Annotated in this window: 19 protein-coding genes; 16 read left to right on the forward strand and 3 right to left on the reverse strand. The window is 70.2% G+C overall.

The window, feature by feature from the left end; genetic code table 11:
* Positions 1-33 precede the first annotated feature (33 nt).
* From IFU40_RS02690 to IFU40_RS02750, 13 genes are all read left to right on the forward strand, one after another.
* Complete coding sequence (locus IFU40_RS02690) at positions 34-1,008, forward strand: carbohydrate ABC transporter permease (protein WP_055832557.1); 975 nt, start codon at positions 34-36, stop codon at positions 1,006-1,008.
* Between the two features lies 1 nt (position 1,009).
* Positions 1,010-1,846 carry a carbohydrate ABC transporter permease gene (locus IFU40_RS02695; protein ID WP_055832560.1) on the forward strand — a complete coding sequence of 279 codons (837 nt, stop codon included), beginning with the start codon at positions 1,010-1,012 and terminating at the stop codon, positions 1,844-1,846.
* Positions 1,847-1,940: 94 nt separating this feature from the next.
* Complete coding sequence (locus IFU40_RS02700) at positions 1,941-2,735, forward strand: TIM barrel protein (protein WP_070408998.1); 795 nt, start codon at positions 1,941-1,943, stop codon at positions 2,733-2,735.
* Positions 2,732-4,246: a GMC oxidoreductase gene (locus IFU40_RS02705; RefSeq protein WP_191925273.1), complete on the forward strand. Its 1,515-nt coding sequence runs from the start codon at positions 2,732-2,734 to the stop codon at positions 4,244-4,246. The genes IFU40_RS02700 and IFU40_RS02705 overlap by 4 nt, the downstream gene beginning before the upstream one ends.
* 90 nt (positions 4,247-4,336) lie before the next feature.
* Positions 4,337-4,744 (forward strand): C-glycoside deglycosidase beta subunit domain-containing protein, encoded by a 408-nt coding sequence (locus IFU40_RS02710; protein ID WP_055832566.1) that lies wholly within the window; start codon positions 4,337-4,339, stop codon positions 4,742-4,744.
* Positions 4,741-5,847 (forward strand): sugar phosphate isomerase/epimerase family protein, encoded by a 1,107-nt coding sequence (locus IFU40_RS02715; protein ID WP_191925274.1) that lies wholly within the window; start codon positions 4,741-4,743, stop codon positions 5,845-5,847. Before IFU40_RS02710 ends, IFU40_RS02715 begins: the two co-directional genes overlap by 4 nt.
* Before the next feature lie 95 nt (positions 5,848-5,942).
* Positions 5,943-6,989 (forward strand): sugar phosphate isomerase/epimerase family protein, encoded by a 1,047-nt coding sequence (locus IFU40_RS02720; protein ID WP_191925275.1) that lies wholly within the window; start codon positions 5,943-5,945, stop codon positions 6,987-6,989.
* A 26-nt stretch (positions 6,990-7,015) separates the two neighbouring features.
* Positions 7,016-7,798 carry a nuclear transport factor 2 family protein gene (locus tag IFU40_RS02725; RefSeq protein ID WP_191925276.1) on the forward strand — a complete coding sequence of 261 codons (783 nt, stop codon included), beginning with the start codon at positions 7,016-7,018 and terminating at the stop codon, positions 7,796-7,798.
* An 8-nt stretch (positions 7,799-7,806) separates the two neighbouring features.
* Positions 7,807-8,223: a C-glycoside deglycosidase beta subunit domain-containing protein gene (locus IFU40_RS02730; protein ID WP_191925277.1), complete on the forward strand. Its 417-nt coding sequence runs from the start codon at positions 7,807-7,809 to the stop codon at positions 8,221-8,223.
* The gene (locus tag IFU40_RS02735) at positions 8,220-9,416 is read left to right on the forward strand and encodes a Gfo/Idh/MocA family protein (RefSeq protein WP_235561547.1); all 1,197 of its coding nucleotides are present in this window, start codon (positions 8,220-8,222) and stop codon (positions 9,414-9,416) included. The genes IFU40_RS02730 and IFU40_RS02735 overlap by 4 nt, the downstream gene beginning before the upstream one ends.
* Before the next feature lie 13 nt (positions 9,417-9,429).
* Positions 9,430-10,434, forward strand: coding sequence for a sugar phosphate isomerase/epimerase family protein (locus IFU40_RS02740; protein ID WP_191925278.1), 1,005 nt, complete (start codon positions 9,430-9,432; stop codon positions 10,432-10,434).
* A 3-nt stretch (positions 10,435-10,437) separates the two neighbouring features.
* Positions 10,438-11,310, forward strand: a complete 873-nt coding sequence (locus IFU40_RS02745) for a ThuA domain-containing protein (RefSeq protein WP_191925279.1) — start codon at positions 10,438-10,440, stop codon at positions 11,308-11,310.
* The gene (locus IFU40_RS02750) at positions 11,283-12,296 is read left to right on the forward strand and encodes a Gfo/Idh/MocA family protein (RefSeq protein ID WP_342343461.1); all 1,014 of its coding nucleotides are present in this window, start codon (positions 11,283-11,285) and stop codon (positions 12,294-12,296) included. Before IFU40_RS02745 ends, IFU40_RS02750 begins: the two co-directional genes overlap by 28 nt.
* Positions 12,297-12,370: 74 nt before the next feature.
* On the opposite strand, the gene IFU40_RS02755 is transcribed toward IFU40_RS02750, so the two are convergent.
* The 3 genes from IFU40_RS02755 to IFU40_RS02765 form a co-directional block, all read right to left on the reverse strand.
* Positions 12,371-13,351, reverse strand: coding sequence for a restriction endonuclease subunit R (locus IFU40_RS02755; RefSeq protein ID WP_191925280.1), 981 nt, complete (start codon positions 13,349-13,351; stop codon positions 12,371-12,373).
* The gene (locus tag IFU40_RS02760) at positions 13,348-13,851 is read right to left on the reverse strand and encodes a hypothetical protein (protein ID WP_191925281.1); all 504 of its coding nucleotides are present in this window, start codon (positions 13,849-13,851) and stop codon (positions 13,348-13,350) included. Before IFU40_RS02760 ends, IFU40_RS02755 begins: the two co-directional genes overlap by 4 nt.
* 84 nt (positions 13,852-13,935) lie before the next feature.
* Positions 13,936-15,204: an ROK family protein gene (locus tag IFU40_RS02765; protein WP_191925282.1), complete on the reverse strand. Its 1,269-nt coding sequence runs from the start codon at positions 15,202-15,204 to the stop codon at positions 13,936-13,938.
* 112 nt (positions 15,205-15,316) lie between these two features.
* On the opposite strand from IFU40_RS02765, the gene IFU40_RS02770 reads away from it, so the two are divergent.
* The 3 genes from IFU40_RS02770 (at position 15,317) to IFU40_RS02780 (ending at position 18,363) form a co-directional block, all read left to right on the forward strand.
* Positions 15,317-16,483, forward strand: coding sequence for a Gfo/Idh/MocA family protein (locus IFU40_RS02770; RefSeq protein WP_191925283.1), 1,167 nt, complete (start codon positions 15,317-15,319; stop codon positions 16,481-16,483).
* Positions 16,480-17,238 carry a hypothetical protein gene (locus IFU40_RS02775; protein WP_191925284.1) on the forward strand — a complete coding sequence of 253 codons (759 nt, stop codon included), beginning with the start codon at positions 16,480-16,482 and terminating at the stop codon, positions 17,236-17,238. Before IFU40_RS02770 ends, IFU40_RS02775 begins: the two co-directional genes overlap by 4 nt.
* 108 nt (positions 17,239-17,346) lie before the next feature.
* Positions 17,347-18,363: a VOC family protein gene (locus IFU40_RS02780; protein WP_191925285.1), complete on the forward strand. Its 1,017-nt coding sequence runs from the start codon at positions 17,347-17,349 to the stop codon at positions 18,361-18,363.
* Positions 18,364-18,384 lie beyond the last annotated feature (21 nt).

An 18,384-nucleotide genomic window follows, 5' to 3' on the forward strand; every position in this document is an offset into this window, starting at 1 on the left:
GGATGCCGACGACGAGACGATGACGAGAAGGACATGAGCACAACACTCCGAAGCGGACAACAGGTCGCTACCGAGACCGAGCGCGTGGTCCTTCCCCGGCGCGGGGGGCGCGGTCGCCGCGTTCCCCCGCCCCGCCGGTCGGGTCAGCTGAAGTTCGGCTACTGGTGGTGGGCACTGCCCGGCATCGTCTTCGTCCTCGGCATCCATTACCTCGCCACGGGGATCGGCGGCTTCTTCGCCTTCACGAACTGGACGGGGATCGGGGCCTTCGAGATCGTCGGTCTCGACAACTTCGTGCGGATCTTCCAGGACCCGACGAAGATCGGCGCCCTCGGGAACACCCTGTTCCTGGCCTTCGGCTCGGTCATCATCAGCAACATCCTGGGGTTGGGCATCGCGGTGGGCCTGAACCGCGGACTCAAGTCGCGGTACATCCTGCGCACGCTCTTCTTCATGCCGGTGGTGCTCAGCCCCCTCGCCACCTCGTACATCTGGAAGTTCATCTTCGACTTCAACGGCCCGCTGAACGTGATCCTGCGGGGAGCGGGGCTCGACTCCGTCGCCCGCGCCTGGATCGCCGACCCCACCTGGGCGATCTGGACCGTCCTGGTCGTGCTGGTGTGGCAGAACATCGGCTTCGCCATGGTGATCTACATGGCGGGACTGGCGGCCGTGCCGGTCGAGATCGAAGAGGCGGCGGCCATCGACGGCACCACCGTCTGGCAGCGCTTCTGGCACATCACGCTGCCCTCCATCCGCCCGGCGGTCGCCATCGCGACCACGCTCGGCCTCGTCAACGGTCTGCGCGTGTTCGATCAGATCATGGCCCTCACCGGCGGCGGACCTGCCGGGGCCACCGAGAATCTGGCCACGCAGGTCTACAAGCAGTCGTTCGCCCTGGGCAACTTCGGCTACGGCGCCGCCCTGGCGCTGCTGCTGACCGTGATCATCCTCGTCTTCGCCGTCATCCAGCAGCGCGCCACCGCCGAGCGCCCCGAGGAGAACTGACATGTTCCGCTACACCAAGCTCACCGCGTTGCGCGAGGTCGGCTTCTGGCTGGTCGCCCTGGTCTTCCTCCTGCCGTTCTACTTCCTCGTCACCACGGCGCTGAAGTCCGACCGCGAGGTCATCACGTCGTCGACGCTCGCCCCGCCCTCGGCCCCGGACTTCGGCAACTTCGCCAAGGTCCTCACGGCCACCGGCAACGCGAACGTCATCCAGGGCCTGCTCAACAGCGTGATCATCACGGCCGGCAGCATCTTCCTCATGGTGTTGCTGGGCTCGCTCACCGGCTACGTGATCGCTCGCAGCACGCGGCGCTGGAGCCGCGGCGTCTACTACCTGTTCCTCGTCGCGATCATCCTGCCCACGCAACTGGGGACGGTCCCGCTGTACATCGGGGCGCGCTCGATCGGCCTGACCGGTTCAGTGTGGGGGATGATCCTGCTCTACAGCGGCATGCTGCTGCCGCTCGCGATCTTCCTCTACGCCGGGTTCTTCCGCGGCCTCGGCACCGAGTACGAGGAGGCCGCGACCATCGACGGCGCGAGCCGCACGCAGATCTTCTTCCAGGTCGTGCTTCCGCTGATGTCGCCCGCGACCGGAACGGTGGCGATCCTCGCCGGCCTCATCGTGTGGAACGACTTCTTCACCTCGCTGATCTTCCTCGGGGGATCGGCGAACCAGACCCTGCCGGTCGCCATGTACTACTACATCGGTTCGCTGGTCTCGGCCTGGAACCAGATCTTCGCGATCGTCATCGTCTCGATGATCCCGATCCTCGCCTTCTACCTCTTCGCCCAGAAGCGCTTCATCCAGGGCTTCGCCGGCGGCTTGAAGGGCTGACGCCTTCTCCTCGCGGGCTGAGCCCGCCCACCGGGATGCCGCGGAGCGCGGCATCCGTCGATCGTCGCGCCCGCGCCCCCCGAAAGGACACCCCGTGTACCAACTCGCCCCCAACATCGAGCTCCTCTTCACCGAGGCCGGCGACTACCACGACCGCGTGCGCGCGGCGGCGGCGGCGGGCTTCGACGCCGTGGAGATGTGGGGTCCGACCGGTGTCGACGCCCCCTCGACCCCCAAGGACCTGCCGGCGTTGAAGGCCGCGCTCGAAGAGACCGGTGTGCAGCTGACCGCTCAGCTCGCCGAGCCCCGCACGCAGTTCATGATCCCGCCGTGGGACCACTCCGAGTTCTTCCGCAAGCTCGACGAGGGCGTCGAGATCGCCCGTGACCTGGGCTGCCCGCGCATGGTCGTGGGAAGCGGAACCGGCTTCGGCGGGTGGAAGCGCCAGGTGCAGCTCGACAAGCTCGTCGAGATCTACCAGAAGGCCATCGCCCAGATCGACGGGTCGGGCATCGGCCTGGTGCTCGAGCCGGTGAACGTGCGGGTCGACCACCCGGGGTCGCTCCTGGACCGTACCTCGGAGGCCGTGTACGTCGCCCGCGGCGTCGCTTCGCCGCACTTCGGCGTGCTGTACGACATCTACCACTCGGCCGTTGAGGGCGAGGACATGCGGGCCGAGCTCGAGAACGCCGGCGACCTCGTGCACTACGTGCAGCTCGCCGACGCTCCCGGCCGCGGCGAGCCCGGCACCGGCGAGCTCGACTGGACCGAGCGTTTCGGGCTGCTCCGCGCCAGCGGCTACGACGGCCCGGTGGGCCTGGAGTACTACCCGACCACCGCGTCGGAGGCCTCGGTCGCCCACGTCGTCGAGATCGCGCGCTCGGCATGAGCGCCCGGCAGTACCCCGGTTCGGTCGACGTCGTCATCGTCGGCAGCGGTCCGACGGGAGCCGCGTACGGGCGGATCCTGTCGGAGCAGGCGCCGGGTGCGACCATCGCGATGTTCGAGGTCGGTCCGACCGTGTCGAACCCTCCCGGTGCGCACGTGAAGAACATCGCCGACCCCGCCGAGCGCGCCCGCGCGCAGGCGGCGTCGGAGGGCCCGGGGGAGCGCGGAGCCAAGGTCGCCAACCCCGGCGCGGCGAAGGCCGGGGTGCGCGGTGCGCGGCCCGGAACCTACCTGCTCGACGACGGCTACGCGTTCGACGGTGAGGACGGCATGCCGGTCGCGGCGATGTCGAGCAACGTCGGCGGCATGTCGGCGCACTGGACGGGCGCCTGCCCGCGCCCGAACGACAGCGAGCGCATCGGCTTCCTGCCCGACCTCGACGAGCTGCTCACCGAGGGCGAGCGGCTGCTCGGGGTGCGTACCGACGCGTTCGATGGGGCACCCTTCGGCGCGATCGTGCGCGAGCGCCTCTCCGCGGCGGTCGACGAGGGCCGCGTGGAGGCCACGAGGGTGCAGCGGATGCCGCTGGCCGCGCATCGCCGCGACGACGGCCGCCTGGTGTGGTCGGGGTCCGACGTGGTGCTCGGCGACGTCACGCGCGAGAACCCCGGGTTCACGCTGATCGACGAGTCGCTCGTGACCTCGGTCGTGGTGACGGCGGGGCGGGCGGCGGGCGTGGTCGTGCGCGACCTGCGTTCGGGTGAGGAGCACGAGGTCGCGGCGCGATTCGTCGTGGTCGCCGCCGACGCCCTCCGCTCGCCGCAGCTGCTGTGGGCCTCGGGCGTGCGTCCCGACGCCCTCGGCCGCTACCTCAACGACCAGGCGCAGATCGTCTTCGCGGCTCGCCTGCGCGACATGCCGCCGCTGGGCGCCGACGCGCCCGCCACGGGACTCGCCGAGTACAGCGGTGTCAGCTGGGTGCCCTTCATCGACGGCTCGCCCTTCCACGGGCAGATCATGCAGCTCGACGCCTCGCCGATTCCCCTCGCCGAAGACGATCCGGTCGTGCCGGGCTCGATCGTGGGGTTGGGGTTGTTCTGCGCGAAGGACCTGCAGGCCGACGACCGGGTGGCGTTCGACGACGCGCACGTCGACGGCTACGGGATGCCGGCCCCGCGCATCCACTACCGGCTCACCGCCCGCGACCACGAGGTCATCGAGCGGGCGCGGCACGAGATCGTGCGCCTGGGCGAGGCCGTCGGCGATCCTCTCGACAGCCGACCGTTCACGCTGCCCCCCGGATCGTCGCTGCACTACCAGGGGTCGACGCGGATGGGCGTCGCCGACGACGGCACGAGCGTGTGCGACACCGACAGCCAGGTGTGGGGCGTGCCGGGGCTCTTCGTGGCGGGGAACGGCGTCATCCCGACGTCGACGGCGTGCAATCCGACGCTCACCTCGGTGGCGTTGGCGGTGCGCGGAGCGCGGAAGATCGCGGCATCCCTCACCTGATTTCCTTGCTTATGCAGGAAACAGACATTAGAATGTAGAAATCAAGACAAAGAGGTCTGCGGCTTCGGTCGCACCGACGAGGAGGTCATCGTGATCCCGGATCGCATCATCGAGCAGGGGACGCTCACCGCCCGGAACGGGCGCGCGTCGGTGGAGGTGCGCCTGCCCTGGTACCGGGCGCTGCCGGCATCCTGCATCTCGGGAGCCACACTGACCGTCGATGGCGTCGAGGCGCCCGCCGACTCCCTGCGGTGGAGCATGAACGGCGAGGAGTTCACCTTCGCCGAGATGAAGACGAACACGGAGCAGTGGTGGTTCCCCACCGACTCCGCCGTGCTGTCGGGGGATGTCCCCGCGGATGCCGGAGAGCACGAGGTGCGCGTCGATCTCGAGCTCTACATCCCGTACATCATCATCGCCGACGACCAGGTGCTCCACATCGAGGAGCACGACACCAAGACGATGACCGCTCGCCAGGTCGAGGAGGCCCGCGCATGACCGCTCAGCAGAAGGGCACCCCCATCCAGGGCGTCACCCTCTACAGCTTCACCCGCGCCTTCCACGGCCGCGAGTACGACCTCGACCAGCTGATCCGCAAGACCGCGGCCGAAGGCTTCGGCCCGGGACTGGAGATCATCGGCTTCTCGAGCTTCCGCGGCTTCCCCGAGATCGACGACCGGTTCGCCGGCCGCTTCAACGACCTCATCGACGAGGTGGCGCTCGTGCGCACCTCGCTCGCGGTCAACGCCGACATCGGCCTGCGGCCCGACGCGCTCATGAACCAGGACGAGCTCCTCGCCTACATGCGCAAGCAGATCGCGGCGGCAGCGAAGCTCGGCTTCCCCATCGCCCGCGTGCAGATCTCGATCACCCCCGACTCGATGGAGGCCCTCGCCCCCATCGCCGAGGAGTACGGCGTCACGCTCGCCCTCGAGGTGCACGCCGACCAATACGCCTCGCACCCGCGCATCCTCGCGCTCCGCGACCGCTACGAGAAGGTCGGGTCGCCCTTCCTCGGCTTCACGATGGACTGGGGTGCCACGGTCAGCGGCTTCGCCCCCTCGCTCATCGAGGCGTACCGCCGCCGCGGGGCCTCGGAGGAGCTGCTCTCGGCCGTCGTCGCCCTGTGGGACGAGTACTACGAGCAGGGCCCGCCGGCCGACCAGGCCGAGCACGGCCAGCGCTTCGGCCGCTTCATCGGACTCGGCCACCAGTACGGCCGCCCCGACCTCGGCATCGACTTCGGCATCAACGGCACCGGGCTCTTCGGCCCGGCGCGCGTCGACGACTGGCTCGAGATCATGCCGTGGGTGAAGCACGTGCACGGCAAGTTCTTCGGCATCGACGAGAACGGCCAGGAACCCTCGGTGCCCGTCGCCGACCTCATCACCCTGCTGGTGGACAACGGATACAGCGGCGCCGTCTCGAGCGAGTACGAGGGCTGGCACTGGAACCACTGGCAGAGCCCGTTCGAGATCATCCGGGGCGAGCAGCTCGTGCAGCGGACGGCGGCCGAAGCGGCCGGTTCGCGAATGATCACGGATGCCGCCGAGGCACGCCGCGCCCTCGACGCGCACCTCTCGCACGCCTTGCGGGCCTGACCCCTCCCTTCGCGCACCCTCGCGCATCCCCTCTCCGCGCCCCCGCGCGCACCCGACTTCGCGCACGCACGTGCGCATCTGAAAGGACCCCTCACATGAGTGACGGCATCGCCGGAACCGGCATCAAGCTCGGCACCACGCTCTACTCGATGACCAGCGAGTTCGCCGCGGGGCAGTACACCCCCGAGACCCTCATCAAAGAGGTGCACGACCAGGGCATCGGCCCGGGCGTCGAGTTCAACTTCGCGCAGCTGCTGCGCTCGTACCCCGACGTCGACGCCGACTTCGTGAAGCTCTGGTTCGACTCGCTCGAGAAGTACGGCCTCGAAGCCAGCGCCGTCGGGACGAACCTCGACATGGGCCGCCGCAAGAGCCGCGACATGACGCTCGACGAGGAGCACGACTTCCTCGCCCGTCAGCTGAAGGCCGCGCACACCCTCGGCTTCAAGAAGATCGTCATCCGCTCGCACGGCAAGGAGCTGCTGCGGAGCCTGCTCCCCCTCGCCGAGAAGTACGACCAGAAGCTCGGGTACGAGATCCACGCACCGTCGGGGCCCAACGACCCGAAGGTGCTCGAGATGCGCGAGATGTACGAGGAGCTGCAGTCGGACCGCCTCGGCTTCACCGCCGACTTCTCGTCGACCATGCACTCGCTGTCGCCGACGCTACTGCGCACCCTCGGGCAGATGGGCATGGACGAGAAGCACTTCTCGGTCATGGACGAGATCTGGCACGAGCCCACGCCCATGCACGTGCGCAACCAGAAGTTCGAGGACTACCTCTCGGGCGAGGGCGTCGACTTCCTGCGCTTCGGACCCTTCACGCGTCTGGCCTTCAACATGCACGGTCTCGTCGCTCCGGAGGAGTGGCTCGACATCATGCCGCAGATCTTCCACGTGCACGCGAAGTTCTACGACATCGGCGCCGACGGCGAAGAGCCGGCCATGGACATCCCGCGCATCGTGAAGCAGTTCGTGCTCGGCGGGTACGAGGGCTACCTCTCGAGCGAGTGGGAAGGCCACGCGTTCAGCGACCTCGGCGAGAGCGACCCGATCGACCTCGTCAAGAAGCAGCACACGCTCATGCGCACGGCCATCGAAGACACCGTCGCGGAGCAGCCGGCCGCGCATCAGCCCGCCTGAACCGTCGCGCACACGAAGGAGTGAGCATGTCGAACACCGCCACCGAAGCATCCGTCGCCGATCTGATCGCCGAGGTCGCACGCCTGCGCGACCAGGTCGTGGCCGCCCACGCCCTGGCGCAGCGCGCCGAGGACCGCGGGCAGGTCGAGAACCTGTTCAACCGGTACATGTACCTGCACAACGCGTTCGAGGACGAGCAGATCATCCCGCTGTGGGTGAAGGAGGGCACCGAGGGCATCCGGGCGCGGTACACCAACGCCGGCCAGTACACGACCTGGCAGAGCGTCACCGACTACCACCGCGGACGCCCGCACCCCGAGGGCAAGCTCATCCTGCACTCGACGAACACCCCGGTCATCGAGGTGGCCGCCGACGGCGAGACCGCCAAGGGCGTCTGGATGATGGCGGGCACCGAGTCGGGCCTGACCGACCCGACCGTCGCCGAAGCGTTCCCCGACATGTACTCGCCCACCGAGGTGCTCGGCAAGAAGGTCTGGGCGCACTGGGTGTGGTGCAAGTACGCCATCGACTTCCGCAAACAGGACGGCGAGTGGAAGTTCTGGACCTTCCGCTGCTACGAGCTCGCCCGCGCCCCCTTCGAAGAGAACTGGGTCAGCTTCGGCCTGAAGAACCAGGGCGCGTTCGACCTCGATCTCATGTACTTCGGCGACGACGGCAAGCCCGTGTTCATGCCGCCGGCCGATGAGCCGGTGCGTGACACCAACCACCCCTACAGCCCCGAGACCACGCAGAAGCTCGAGCCGGTGCCGCCCGTCGCGCACGCGAGCTTCACCGACACGTTCGCCTAGGAGACACCATGGCCACCCACAACTCCCTCTTCGCCGAGAAAGACGTCTGGCGCACCGACGACGGCCTCGCCGTCTCGGTGCAGCTGCCCTGGTACCGCAGCCTCTGGCTGTCGGCCGTCGACAACGTCGGCGTCACGGTGAACGGCGTCGCCGTCGCCGCCGACGACCTGCGCTTCTCGCTCGAGGGCCGCGAGTACCGGATCGAAGAACTGCCCGAGCAGTCCGAGACGCTCTGGTTCGTCGCCGACCGCCCCGACGTGCTCATCCACCTCGACACCCCGCCGGCGGCGGGCGAGACCGTCACCGTCGAGGTCGTCCTGACCATGCGTCTGCTCTACATGCAGATCATGCCGGGCGCCGACGGCGGCCCCGGCCGCTACGTCACCAACCGCGTCCCGGTCGAGCGCGAACTGGTCCTGGCATGACGAACGCCCAGCCCCTCCGCGTGGCCATGATCGGCTACGGCTTCATGGGCGCCGCCCACTCCGTCGGGTGGCGCCAGGCGCCGCGCATGTTCGACCTGCCGCGCGCGGTCGAGATGACCGTGGTCGTCGGACGCAACGCGGATGCCGTGGCCTCGGCCGCCGCGAAATGGGGCTGGGCCGAGTCGGCCACCGACTGGCGCGAGGTCATCGCGCGCGACGACATCGACATCGTCGACATCGTCACGCCCGGGGAATCCCACGCCGAGATCGCGATCGCCGCCCTCGAGGCCGGTAAGCACGTGCTCTGCGAGAAGCCGCTGGCCAACACCGTGGCCGAAGCCGAAGCGATGGCCGAGGCGGCCGGGCGCGCCCGGGCTCGTGGCGTCCGGTCGATGGTGGGCTTCACCTACCGCCGGGTTCCCGCCGTCACACTGCTGCGCGACATGATCGCCGAGGGAGCCGTCGGCACCGTGCAGCAGGTGCGCGCGGCGTACCGCCAGGACTGGCTCGTCGATCCCGAGACGCCGCTCGCCTGGCGTCTGCAGAAGGAGCACGCCGGCTCCGGGGCGCTCGGCGACATCGGCGCGCACATCATCGACATGACGCAGTTCGTGACCGACCTCGGGGTGGAGAGGGTCTCGGGCACGATCGACACGATCGTGGCCGAACGCCCCCTGCCCACCGACGGGTCGATGGGACTGTCGAAGGGGGCGGGGGGCATCGAGAGAGGCGCCGTCACCGTCGACGACGTCGCCCTCTTCACCGGACGCCTCACGAACGGCGCACTCGTCTCGTTCGAAGCGACGCGCTTCGCGACCGGGCGCAAGAACGCCCTGACCATCGAGGTGTCGGGTGATCGCGGCGCGCTCGCGTTCGACCTCGAAGACCTCAACAGCCTGCGGTTCTACGACCGCACCGCCCCCGAGGGGCGCCAGGGCTTCACCCAGGTGCTCGTCACCGAGCCGCAGCACCCCTACGTCTCGGCGTGGTGGCCCGCCGGCCACATGCTCGGCTACGAGCACGGCTTCAGCCACCAGGTCGTCGACCTCGTCGAGGCGATCGCCGCCGGCACCGACCCCCACCCCTCGTTCGACGACGGCCTGCGCGTGCAGCGCGTGCTCGACGCCGTCGAGCGCAGCAGTGCCGCCGACTCCGCGTGGACGCGCGTCGGCTCGCCCGTTCCCGCTCTCTGAAAGGACCGCCGCCATGGCCCGCCCGATCACCCTGTTCACCGGCCAGTGGGCCGACCTGCCCTTCGAAGAGGTCGCCCGCCTGGCGGGCGAGTGGGGCTACGACGGCCTCGAGATCGCCTGCTGGGGCGACCACATCGACGTCGCGCGCTGGGACGATGCCGACTACGTGCAGTCGCGCCTCGACATCCTCGAGAAGAACGGCCTGAAGGTCTGGACGATCTCCAACCACCTCGTCGGCCAGGCCGTCTGCGACGATCCCATCGACGAGCGGCACCACGACATCGTGCCCTCCCGCGTCTGGGGCGACGGGGACGCCGAGGGCGTGCGGCAGCGTGCGGCGGAAGACCTCAAGAACACGGCGCGGTTCGCCGCGAAGCTCGGGGTCACGACGGTCACCGGCTTCACCGGGTCGAGCATCTGGAAGTACGTGGCGATGTTCCCGCCCGCCTCCGACGCCATGATCGAGCGCGGCTACGAGGACTTCGCCGCGCGCTGGCATCCGATCCTCGACGTGTTCGAAGAGGTCGGCGTGCGCTTCGCGCTCGAGGTGCACCCCTCCGAGATCGCCTACGACTACTGGACCGCGAAGAAGACCCTCGAGGCCATCGGCCACCGCCCGAGCTTCGGCTTCAACTTCGACCCGTCGCACTTCGTCTGGCAGCAGCTCGACTCGGTCGCGTTCGTGCTCGACTTCGCCGACCACATCTTCCACGTGCACTGCAAGGAATCCACGACCAACCTCGACGGTCGCAACGGCGTTCTCGGCTCGCACCTCTCGTGGGACAACCCGCGCCGCGGGTGGACGTTCGTCTCGACCGGGCACGGCGACGTGCCGTGGGAGCCGCTCTTCCGCGCGCTCAACGCCATCGGCTACGACGGACCCACGAGCGTGGAGTGGGAGGACGCCGGAATGGACCGCCTCGTCGGCGGCCCCGAGGCGCTCGCCTTCGTACGCAAGCTCGGCGAGATCACCCCGCCGCACCAGCTGTTCGACGCCGCGTTCTCCTCGAGAGGCTGACCCGTGACCGACACCCTGAAGGTCCTGATCCTCTCGGGGCACATGACGATCGAGCACGACAACGCGCACCGCAGCTTCCGCCTGCACAACCAGTGGATCACCACGCTCCTCGAGGACACCGGGCGCTTCACCGTCCGCGTCGTGGAGGATCCCCGCGGCCTTCCCGCGAGCGTCATCGACAAGTACGACGTGCTCATCGTCATCTTCGAGGGCCGCGACGGCTACCACGACATCGCCACCGGTTTCGGCGACGAGACGGATGCCGCGATCCTGCGCTTCGTGCACGACGAGGGCAAGGGCATCGTGTGGTTCCACGGTTCCGCCGCGCAAGAGGACCGCTGGGGGTACCCCGAGGAGTACAACGTCATGCGCGGAGCGAAGCTCAGCGCGTGGGAGACGGGCCTGCGCCCCCGCCCGTGGGGCGAGGCGCAGCTGCACACGACCGAGCCGCGGCATCCGATCACCGAAGGTGTCAACGCGACCTGGACCGTCACCGGCGACGACATCCTCGTCGGGGTGCAGATGTACGACGGTGCCCAGGTGCTGCTCACGACCTTCGACGACCTCGAGGCGTACGAGAAGGCGCCGGTGTGGCCGATGTCGCACTACCCGGTGGACATCCCCGAGGGCGGCATCGCGGCGCTCCCCGGTATCAACACCGAGCAGCCCCTCGCCTGGATCAACGAGTACGGCGCGGGTCGGTCGTTCACCATCACGATCGGCCACGACATCGACACGTTCCGTCGCATCGAGTTCATTCGCATGTTCCCGCGGGGTGTCGAGTGGGCGGCGACCGGCGAGGTCACGCTGACCGGCCCCGATCGTCGCGGTGACCGCCGCATCAACCCGTGGCCGTACTACCACGGCGAGGGGTGATGCTCGGCGTCGGCATCCTCGGCGCGGGCGGGATCGCCGAACGCGCGATGGTCGAGCCGGCCCGGGGCGTCGACGGGGTCGGGGTCGTGGCGATCGGTGCGCGCGATCCCGAGCGGGCGCGGGTCTTCGCCGACCGTCTCGACCTGCCCGCGTGGGGTGATTACGACGCCGTCCTGGCCGACCCGCGCGTCGACCTCGTCTACCTGGCCCTGCCGCCCGTCGTGCACGCCGAGTGGGCGACGCGGGCGCTGGCCGCGGGCAAGCACGTCCTGTGCGAGAAGCCGCTCTCGGCGAACGGCACCACGGCCGCGGCGATCGCCGATGCGGCGGATGCCGCGGGGCGCCGCGCCTTCGTCGGGTTCCACTACCGCCTGCACGGGTTCATCGCCGACCTTCTCGACACGATCGGTTCGGGCGTGCTCGGCGAGGTGAAGCTGGTGGAGATCGACTTCAGCATTCCGCACTTCGTCGTGCAGCCCGGAAACATCCGCCTCGACGGCGACCTGGCCGGCGGAGCGGTCATGGACGTGGGCTGCTACGCCGTCGACCTGATGCGCGCGGCGTGGGGCGAGCTCGAGGTGGTGTCGGCCACGGCGCAGATCTCCGACGCCGATCCGCGGATCGACCTGCAAACCGATGCCGAGCTGCGCCTGCCCGGCGGCATCCCCGCTCTGCTGCGCGCCTCGTTCCTCGGCGACGACGCGGGGGCGATGTGGGTGCGGGTCGATGGCAGCGCCGCATCGCTCTGGGCGACGAGCGTGATCGTGCCGCAGTGGGGGGCGACCCTCACGGTGACCTCGACCGACGGTTCCGTGCTGCGCTCGGTCGCCGCGGACCCCGACGAGAACAGCTACGCGCGCCAGCTCGAGCACCTGGTCACGGTGCTGGGTGACGGGTCGCCGAGCATCCTCGACGCCCGCCGCGGCGTGGGGACGATGCGGGTGGTCGACGAGATCTACCGAGCCGCCGGGCTGCAGCCGCGCTGACGGGCCGCCATGAGTCGCCACGATCTGTCGGTCGCGCGCCCACCTGAGCGACAGATCTGGCGACTCGCCGGGGCTCAGGCGGGAGCGAGCGCCGTGCGGGCGAGGGCCAGGTGCCGTTCGGTCATCTCCCACGGGTCGTCGTCGAGCCACTCCTGACCGCCCCACTCGCTGCAGAGCGTGCCGGCGAAGCCCGTGGCGCGCAGCGCCCGCCCCACCTCGCGGATCGGCGTCGACACGCGCCCGTCGGCGTCGTCGAGGTCCCAGAACTTCAAGTGCAGCGCCCCGAGCAGGGGCAGAACGGATGCCAGGTCGGCCACGTTCGAGCGACCGAAGCGCACCAGCAGGTTCATGTAGAGCGTGTGCACCGGTCCCGGCACCCCGCCGGAGCGGAGCACGTCGATCACCGCGCCGTGGGTGGCGGGGTCGCGCCACTCGTCGCGCAGGCGCCGCACGAGATCCGCGGGGAGGCCGCCGCGCTCGAGCTTCTTGAGGTAGGTGACCGGCAGGGCCGGCATGAGCATGCTGATGTCGAGCAGCAACCGCACGCGCGGGGTGTCGAGTTCGGCGATGCGGTCGTACGCGGCGGCCGTGCCCGGGTCGGTCGGGGTCTGATGCCCCTGCGCCTCTTCGTACAGCACGAGGTCGAGCTCGTCGAGCAGGGGCACGAGGCCCGCGAGCAGCGATCCGGCCTGTCCGATGGGCAGGCGCACGCCCGCGGCTCCCGCGCTCGCCGCGGCGCGCAGCTGCGGTGCGAGGAACGCGCGGCGCTCGGCATCCGTGCGCCGTCGTCCGCGATCGAACTCGTCGATGCTCACGCCCACGATGCTCACACGCCCGCCCGCGGCGGCGAGCCGGTCGTGGAACGCCGTCGTCTCGGCGGCGGGCGGGTCGGGGAACCCGCGCCACATCTGGCCCAGCTCGATCTCGATGGCCGTCGCGATGCCGCGCTCCACGAGCGTGAGGGCGAGGTCGGGGGCCGAGCGCTCGGCGCGAACGACCTCGGGGGTGACGTTGAAGGCGCTCGCCGCCAGCGTCCACTCCGCGGGAATCGTCATGACAGCTCCTCCGGATCGTGCGCCGCATCGCCCGCCGCATCCCGCGCCACATCGGGGGTTACATCGCGCCCCACATCGCCCGACACGCTCGACGCCGTCGCGTCCCTCTCCAGCTCCCTCGTGAAGACGAACGGCAGACGCAGGGGATCGTCCGGCCCGCCGGGCAGGTACGGGATCTCGAGCCGGAACGACACCGACACCTCGTGGATGCCGGGGGTCGTGGCATCCGGGATTTCCAATACGACGCGATCCTGCAGGTACCACCACCCTTCTTCGTCGGCGAGGTCGGCCGCGGCGAGGCGGCGATCGCCGAGCACGATGACGGGATCGTATCGACGGCCTCCGACATGCACGACGGGGTCGAGCAGGCTCGCGAGCGGCAGGGAACGGATCCACGGCAGGGACAGCCGTACCTCGGTGCCGGCGGAGACGCCGGGCACGTCGCCGGAGCGTTCGGGAGACGAGCGCAGAGCGTCGTCGCGCAGAGCGGAAAGGGTCATGGCGGGCACGTCCTCGTGTCGCGGCGCACCCCGTGGCGCGCTTCCGCTCACAACCTAACGACTAATGTCGAAAAAAGGAAGAAGTTAGTCGACCGTGCCGTGCACTGCGGCGACCGTCGGGCGTCCCTCGCCGAACCACCGGGGAAGGCTGATCTCGAACAGCTGCTCCTGCGCGAGATCGACGCCCCCGCGGAGCGGCTCGCGGCTGTCGTTCTCACTCACCTTGATCGTCAGGTCCCGCGTCGCCAGTGGCAGCGAGAGCTCGTAGACGCGGTGGCGCACCTCGGCGAGGAAGAGCTCGCCGGCCGAGGCGAGAGCACCCCCCATCACGATCACGCTCGGGTTGAACATGTTGACCAGGGCGGCCACGGCCTCGCCGATCTGACGCGCCCCGGCCTGCACGAGCGAGATGGCGAGAGCGTCACCCCGCTCGGCCGAGAGGGCGATGTCTTCGGGGGCGAGGTCTTTGCCGGATGCCAAGATCGCGGCCAGAGCGCCGGTGGCGCCCCCCGCGATCGCGGCGCGGGCGTCGCGCACGAGCGCCCACCCGCCGGCCACGGCCTCGAGGCACCCGGTCTTGCCGCAGCGGCAGGTCTGCTCGGCGCCGGGCACGCGCACGTGGCCGACGTCGCCGGCCGCGCCGTTTGCGCCGCGATGCAGACGCCCGTGCGACACGAGTCCCGCGCCGATGCCGGTGCCCACCTTGCAGTAGATGAGGTCGACGCCCTCGTCGCGGCGTCGGGCGCGTTCGCCGGCGGCCAGCAGGTTCACGTCGTTGTCGACCCACACGGGGGCGTCGTAGCGTCGCTCGAAGGCGCCGCGCACGTCGAAGCCGTTCCAGCCGGGCATGATGGGCGGGGCCACGGGGCGTCCGGTCTCGAAGTCGACGGGTCCGGGCAGGCCCACCACGAGGGCCCAGACGGGGGAGCCGTCGTCGCCGGCGAGCAACTCGTCGACCATGGCGGTGGCGGTGGCGAGCGTCTCGTCGGGGCCGCGGGCGATGTCCCAGACGCGGTGCGCCTCGTCGATGATCTCGCCGTCGAGGTCTGTCACTCCCACGTGGATGTGGAGCCCGCCGAGGGCGCACACGACGATGCGGCCCCGCTCGGCGCGGAAGCGCAGGGTGCGGGGAGCGCGGCCGCCCGAGGACGGGGCGTACTCGGCGTCTTCGAGGAAGCCCATCTCGACGGCGCGGTCGACGCGCTGTGCGACGACGCCGCGGCCGAGTCCGGTGACGCGACCGATCTCGGGCCGGGTGACGGCTTCGCCGAGGCGGACCATGTTGACGATGCGCAGCAGGCTCGTGACCTCATCGGTCTGCGCGCCGAAGCGGAGGGTGGACACGTTGGCCATGCGTTGATCTTCACACAAGCCCACCCCGCGACTGCCGGTTTGGCCCCATCTATGGTTCATTAGTCTCTGACTTCAGCGTTTTTTGTGCTGAAGTGGACGCGAGGGAGCGGACATGGCGTGGGGCGTAGGCATCATCGGGGCGGGGCCGGGGGTCGCCGCGCTGCACGCCCCGACCCTGGCGCGCACGGCCGGTGACTTCCGGCTCGTCCACGTCAGCGATGCGGGCAGCGGCCGGGCGGCGGCGATCGCCGAGCGCTTCGGCGCCCGCTCCTCGTCGGGTCTCGACGCCCTGCTGGCCGATCCCGACGTCGACGTCGTGGCCATCTGCAGCCCGCCCGCGCAGCACGCCGCGCACGTGCGGGCGAGCCTGGCCGCCGGTCGCCGCGCCCTGTTCTGCGAGAAACCCCTGGCGACCTCCCCCGACGAGGCGGAGCAGATCGTCGCCGCCTGCGCCGCGGCGGGCGCCCTGCTCGTCGTCGGCACGAACCACCTGTTCGACCCCGCGTGGGTACGTGCGACTCACCACCTGGATGCCATCGACCGGCGCATCGCGGCGGTCGCCGTCACCCTGTGCCTCTCGCCCAACGACCGCTATCACGCGCTCGTCATGGGCGAGCCGCTGCCCGCCCCGCCCGGATCGGCGAGGCCCCCGCTGGATCTGTCCGACCCCGCGCAGAGCGCCGCGATCGTGCGCCAGCTCATCGTCGGACTCGCCGTGCACGACCTGCCCCTCGTGCGCGACCTCGTTCCGGATGCCACCGAGGTGGCGTGGGCGCGCCCGATCGCGCCGATCGGCTTCGATCTCGGGCTCCGCTCGGCCGATGCGGTGGTGCGCTTCACGGTGGTGATGGTTCCCGAGGGGGCGGATTCGCTCTGGCGCGTGAGCATCACGACGGCCGGTGACCGCATCGACGTCGACTTCCCGCCGCCCTTCGTGCACGCGGGGAGTGCCCGCATCGCGGTGCGCGACGCGCGCGGTGTCGAGACCGTGTATCCCCTCGACCGGCGCGACGGCTACGACGCCGAATGGGGTGCCCTCGCGGCCCTGCTCCGCGGCGACACGGCCATGGAGTACGACGAGCTCCGCGCCGACGCGGCCTTCGTGCTCGCCGTCGCCGACGCGGCCTCGGCGGTGATCCGAGGCGGGGGCGCCCCGGGCTCGGTCGTCGCGCCCGACCCGAGCACCGGCCCGAGCACGGCCTCGAGCCTCGACCAGAGCACCGCTCCGAGCGCCGGCCCGACCCTCCCCGCACCCGCACCCGCCGGGAGCGCGACATGACCGCCGTCGTCGTCTCGACCGATCTTCCCGCCTACCGGGCGGCCATCGCCGAGCTGGCGCCGCGTGCCCGGCTCGCCGATCCGACCGAGGCGGGGCCCGTACGCGTGATCGACGGTCGAGGAGCGTGGTGGGACCGCGTGTCCGACGCCCGTGATGCGGCCGGGATCGTGCTCGACGAGCCCCGTCCGGCATCCGAGGCCGTGCACCGTGCACTGCGCGATCTGCCCGTGCCCGTCGTGGTGGTGCGTCGACGTCTGCGCGCCGACGTGGCGGCCGATGCGGAACCGCCCCTCGCCCCGCTGCACGTCACCGTCGACGCGTGGGGGCCGCCGGCCGATGCCGCCACCCTTCTTCGCGACGCCGTCGGGTGGGCGCGGGTGCTGGGCGGGGGCCCGCTCGAGGTCGTGGCCCGCGCGGTGACCCCGCTCGCCGCCACCCTCGCGCTCCGCGGCGCCGCGGGGGGTGCGAGCGTCACCCGCGCGGTCGCGGGCGGGGGCCGCGGTGGTCCGTCGGGGGCCGGTGGCGCGGTGACGGCGCTCGCGCTGGGCCCGCGGAGGGTCGAGGTGCGGGTGGATGCCGCGACGATGACGACGCAGGTCGCCCACGACGACGAACGAGGACGCAGGATCGTCTCGCCGCGGCGGGAATCGGCTGAGCGGTTGGGGCTCCGTCGGGTGATCGAGGCGGTCGCCACCGGAGCGGTCCTCGCCGATCTCGACGACCTGCGACACGACGACGTTCTCGCGCTGGGCTGATCAGTCAGGCCGATGTCCGGCATCCACAGAATCGGGTTCCCTGATACCGACTTCGGTCGGATAGTGGAAGAAGAGTCGGAACGACCCGATTCACCGAAAGGATCGAAGATGATCAAGCTTCTCTCTCATCTGTCGTTCGTCGCGATCACGACTCCTGATGTCGAGGCCTCGGTGGACTTCTACGTCAACCAGGTGGGGCTGACCGAGGTCGCCCGCGAAGACGGCCGTGTGTACCTCCGCTGCTGGGGCGACTACTACGCCTACTCCGTCGTCGTCGCCCAGGGCGACGAGCCGGCTCTCGAGACCATGGCCTGGCGCACCTCGTCGGCCGAGGCGCTCGAAGAGGCCGCGAAGCGCGTGCAGGCCGCGGGCATCGAGGGCGAGTGGTTCGAGGGACGCGGCATCGGGCGCGCGTTCCGCTTCACCGGTCCGCAGGGGCACAACATGACCCTGCACTGGGACGTCGAGCGTCACCGTGCCGAGCCGCACACCGCCTCGATCTACCCCGACCGTCCCGAGAAGCGCAGCCCGGTCGCCGGTGCCCCGCGCCAGCTCGACCACGTCACGGTCGCGGCCAAGGACGTCGACGCGTTCGTGCAGTGGTACGTCGACACGCTCGGCTTCCGCTTCATGGCGCGCACCGTGCTCGACGAGGCGCCCATCTCGGTGTTCTCGGTGCTCACCACGAACGAGAAGTCGCACGACCTCGGCGTCGTGCTCGACGGATCGAGCCGTGCCGGTCGCGTGAACCACTACGCCTTCTGGGTCGACACCCGCGAAGAGCTCCTCATCGCCGCCGACACGCTCATGGAGAACGGCGTGCCGATCGAATACGGTCCGAACATCCACGGCATCGGCGAGCAGACGTTCCTCTACTACCGCGAGCCCTCGAGCCTGCGTATCGAGCTGAACACGGGCGGCTACCGCAACTACGTGCCCGACTGGGAGGCCAACACCTGGAAGCCGTCGCTCGGCTCGAACAACATGTACCGCAACGGCGCCATGCCGATGTCGATGACCGAGTCGTTCCCGCCCGCCGACGGCCCCAGCGCCACCGAAGAGGGTGTGCCCGACGAGATCAAGGACGCACTGCTGAACCCCTACGCCCAGCAGGGCCGGGGCTGACCGACGATCCCGGTCGGGGAA

It is taken from the genome of Microbacterium sp. CFBP 13617, assembly GCF_014839445.1.
GTDB lineage: Bacteria > Actinomycetota > Actinomycetes > Actinomycetales > Microbacteriaceae > Microbacterium.

Excerpts from the sequence above, each read along its gene's own strand:
- IFU40_RS02690 (WP_055832557.1), top strand. The coding sequence starts at position 34 with ATGAGCACAACACTCCGAAGCGGACAACAGGTCGCTACCGAGACCGAG.
- IFU40_RS02695 (WP_055832560.1), top strand. The coding sequence starts at position 1,010 with ATGTTCCGCTACACCAAGCTCACCGCGTTGCGCGAGGTCGGCTTCTGG.
- IFU40_RS02705 (WP_191925273.1), top strand. The coding sequence starts at position 2,732 with ATGAGCGCCCGGCAGTACCCCGGTTCGGTCGACGTCGTCATCGTCGGC.
- IFU40_RS02715 (WP_191925274.1), top strand. The coding sequence starts at position 4,741 with ATGACCGCTCAGCAGAAGGGCACCCCCATCCAGGGCGTCACCCTCTAC.
- IFU40_RS02720 (WP_191925275.1), top strand. The coding sequence starts at position 5,943 with ATGAGTGACGGCATCGCCGGAACCGGCATCAAGCTCGGCACCACGCTC.
- IFU40_RS02725 (WP_191925276.1), top strand. The coding sequence starts at position 7,016 with ATGTCGAACACCGCCACCGAAGCATCCGTCGCCGATCTGATCGCCGAG.
- IFU40_RS02730 (WP_191925277.1), top strand. The coding sequence starts at position 7,807 with ATGGCCACCCACAACTCCCTCTTCGCCGAGAAAGACGTCTGGCGCACC.
- IFU40_RS02735 (WP_235561547.1), top strand. The coding sequence starts at position 8,220 with ATGACGAACGCCCAGCCCCTCCGCGTGGCCATGATCGGCTACGGCTTC.
- IFU40_RS02740 (WP_191925278.1), top strand. The coding sequence starts at position 9,430 with ATGGCCCGCCCGATCACCCTGTTCACCGGCCAGTGGGCCGACCTGCCC.
- IFU40_RS02755 (WP_191925280.1), bottom strand. The coding sequence starts at position 13,351 with ATGACGATTCCCGCGGAGTGGACGCTGGCGGCGAGCGCCTTCAACGTC.
- IFU40_RS02760 (WP_191925281.1), bottom strand. The coding sequence starts at position 13,851 with ATGACCCTTTCCGCTCTGCGCGACGACGCTCTGCGCTCGTCTCCCGAA.
- IFU40_RS02765 (WP_191925282.1), bottom strand. The coding sequence starts at position 15,204 with ATGGCCAACGTGTCCACCCTCCGCTTCGGCGCGCAGACCGATGAGGTC.
- IFU40_RS02770 (WP_191925283.1), top strand. The coding sequence starts at position 15,317 with ATGGCGTGGGGCGTAGGCATCATCGGGGCGGGGCCGGGGGTCGCCGCG.
- IFU40_RS02775 (WP_191925284.1), top strand. The coding sequence starts at position 16,480 with ATGACCGCCGTCGTCGTCTCGACCGATCTTCCCGCCTACCGGGCGGCC.
- IFU40_RS02780 (WP_191925285.1), top strand. The coding sequence starts at position 17,347 with ATGATCAAGCTTCTCTCTCATCTGTCGTTCGTCGCGATCACGACTCCT.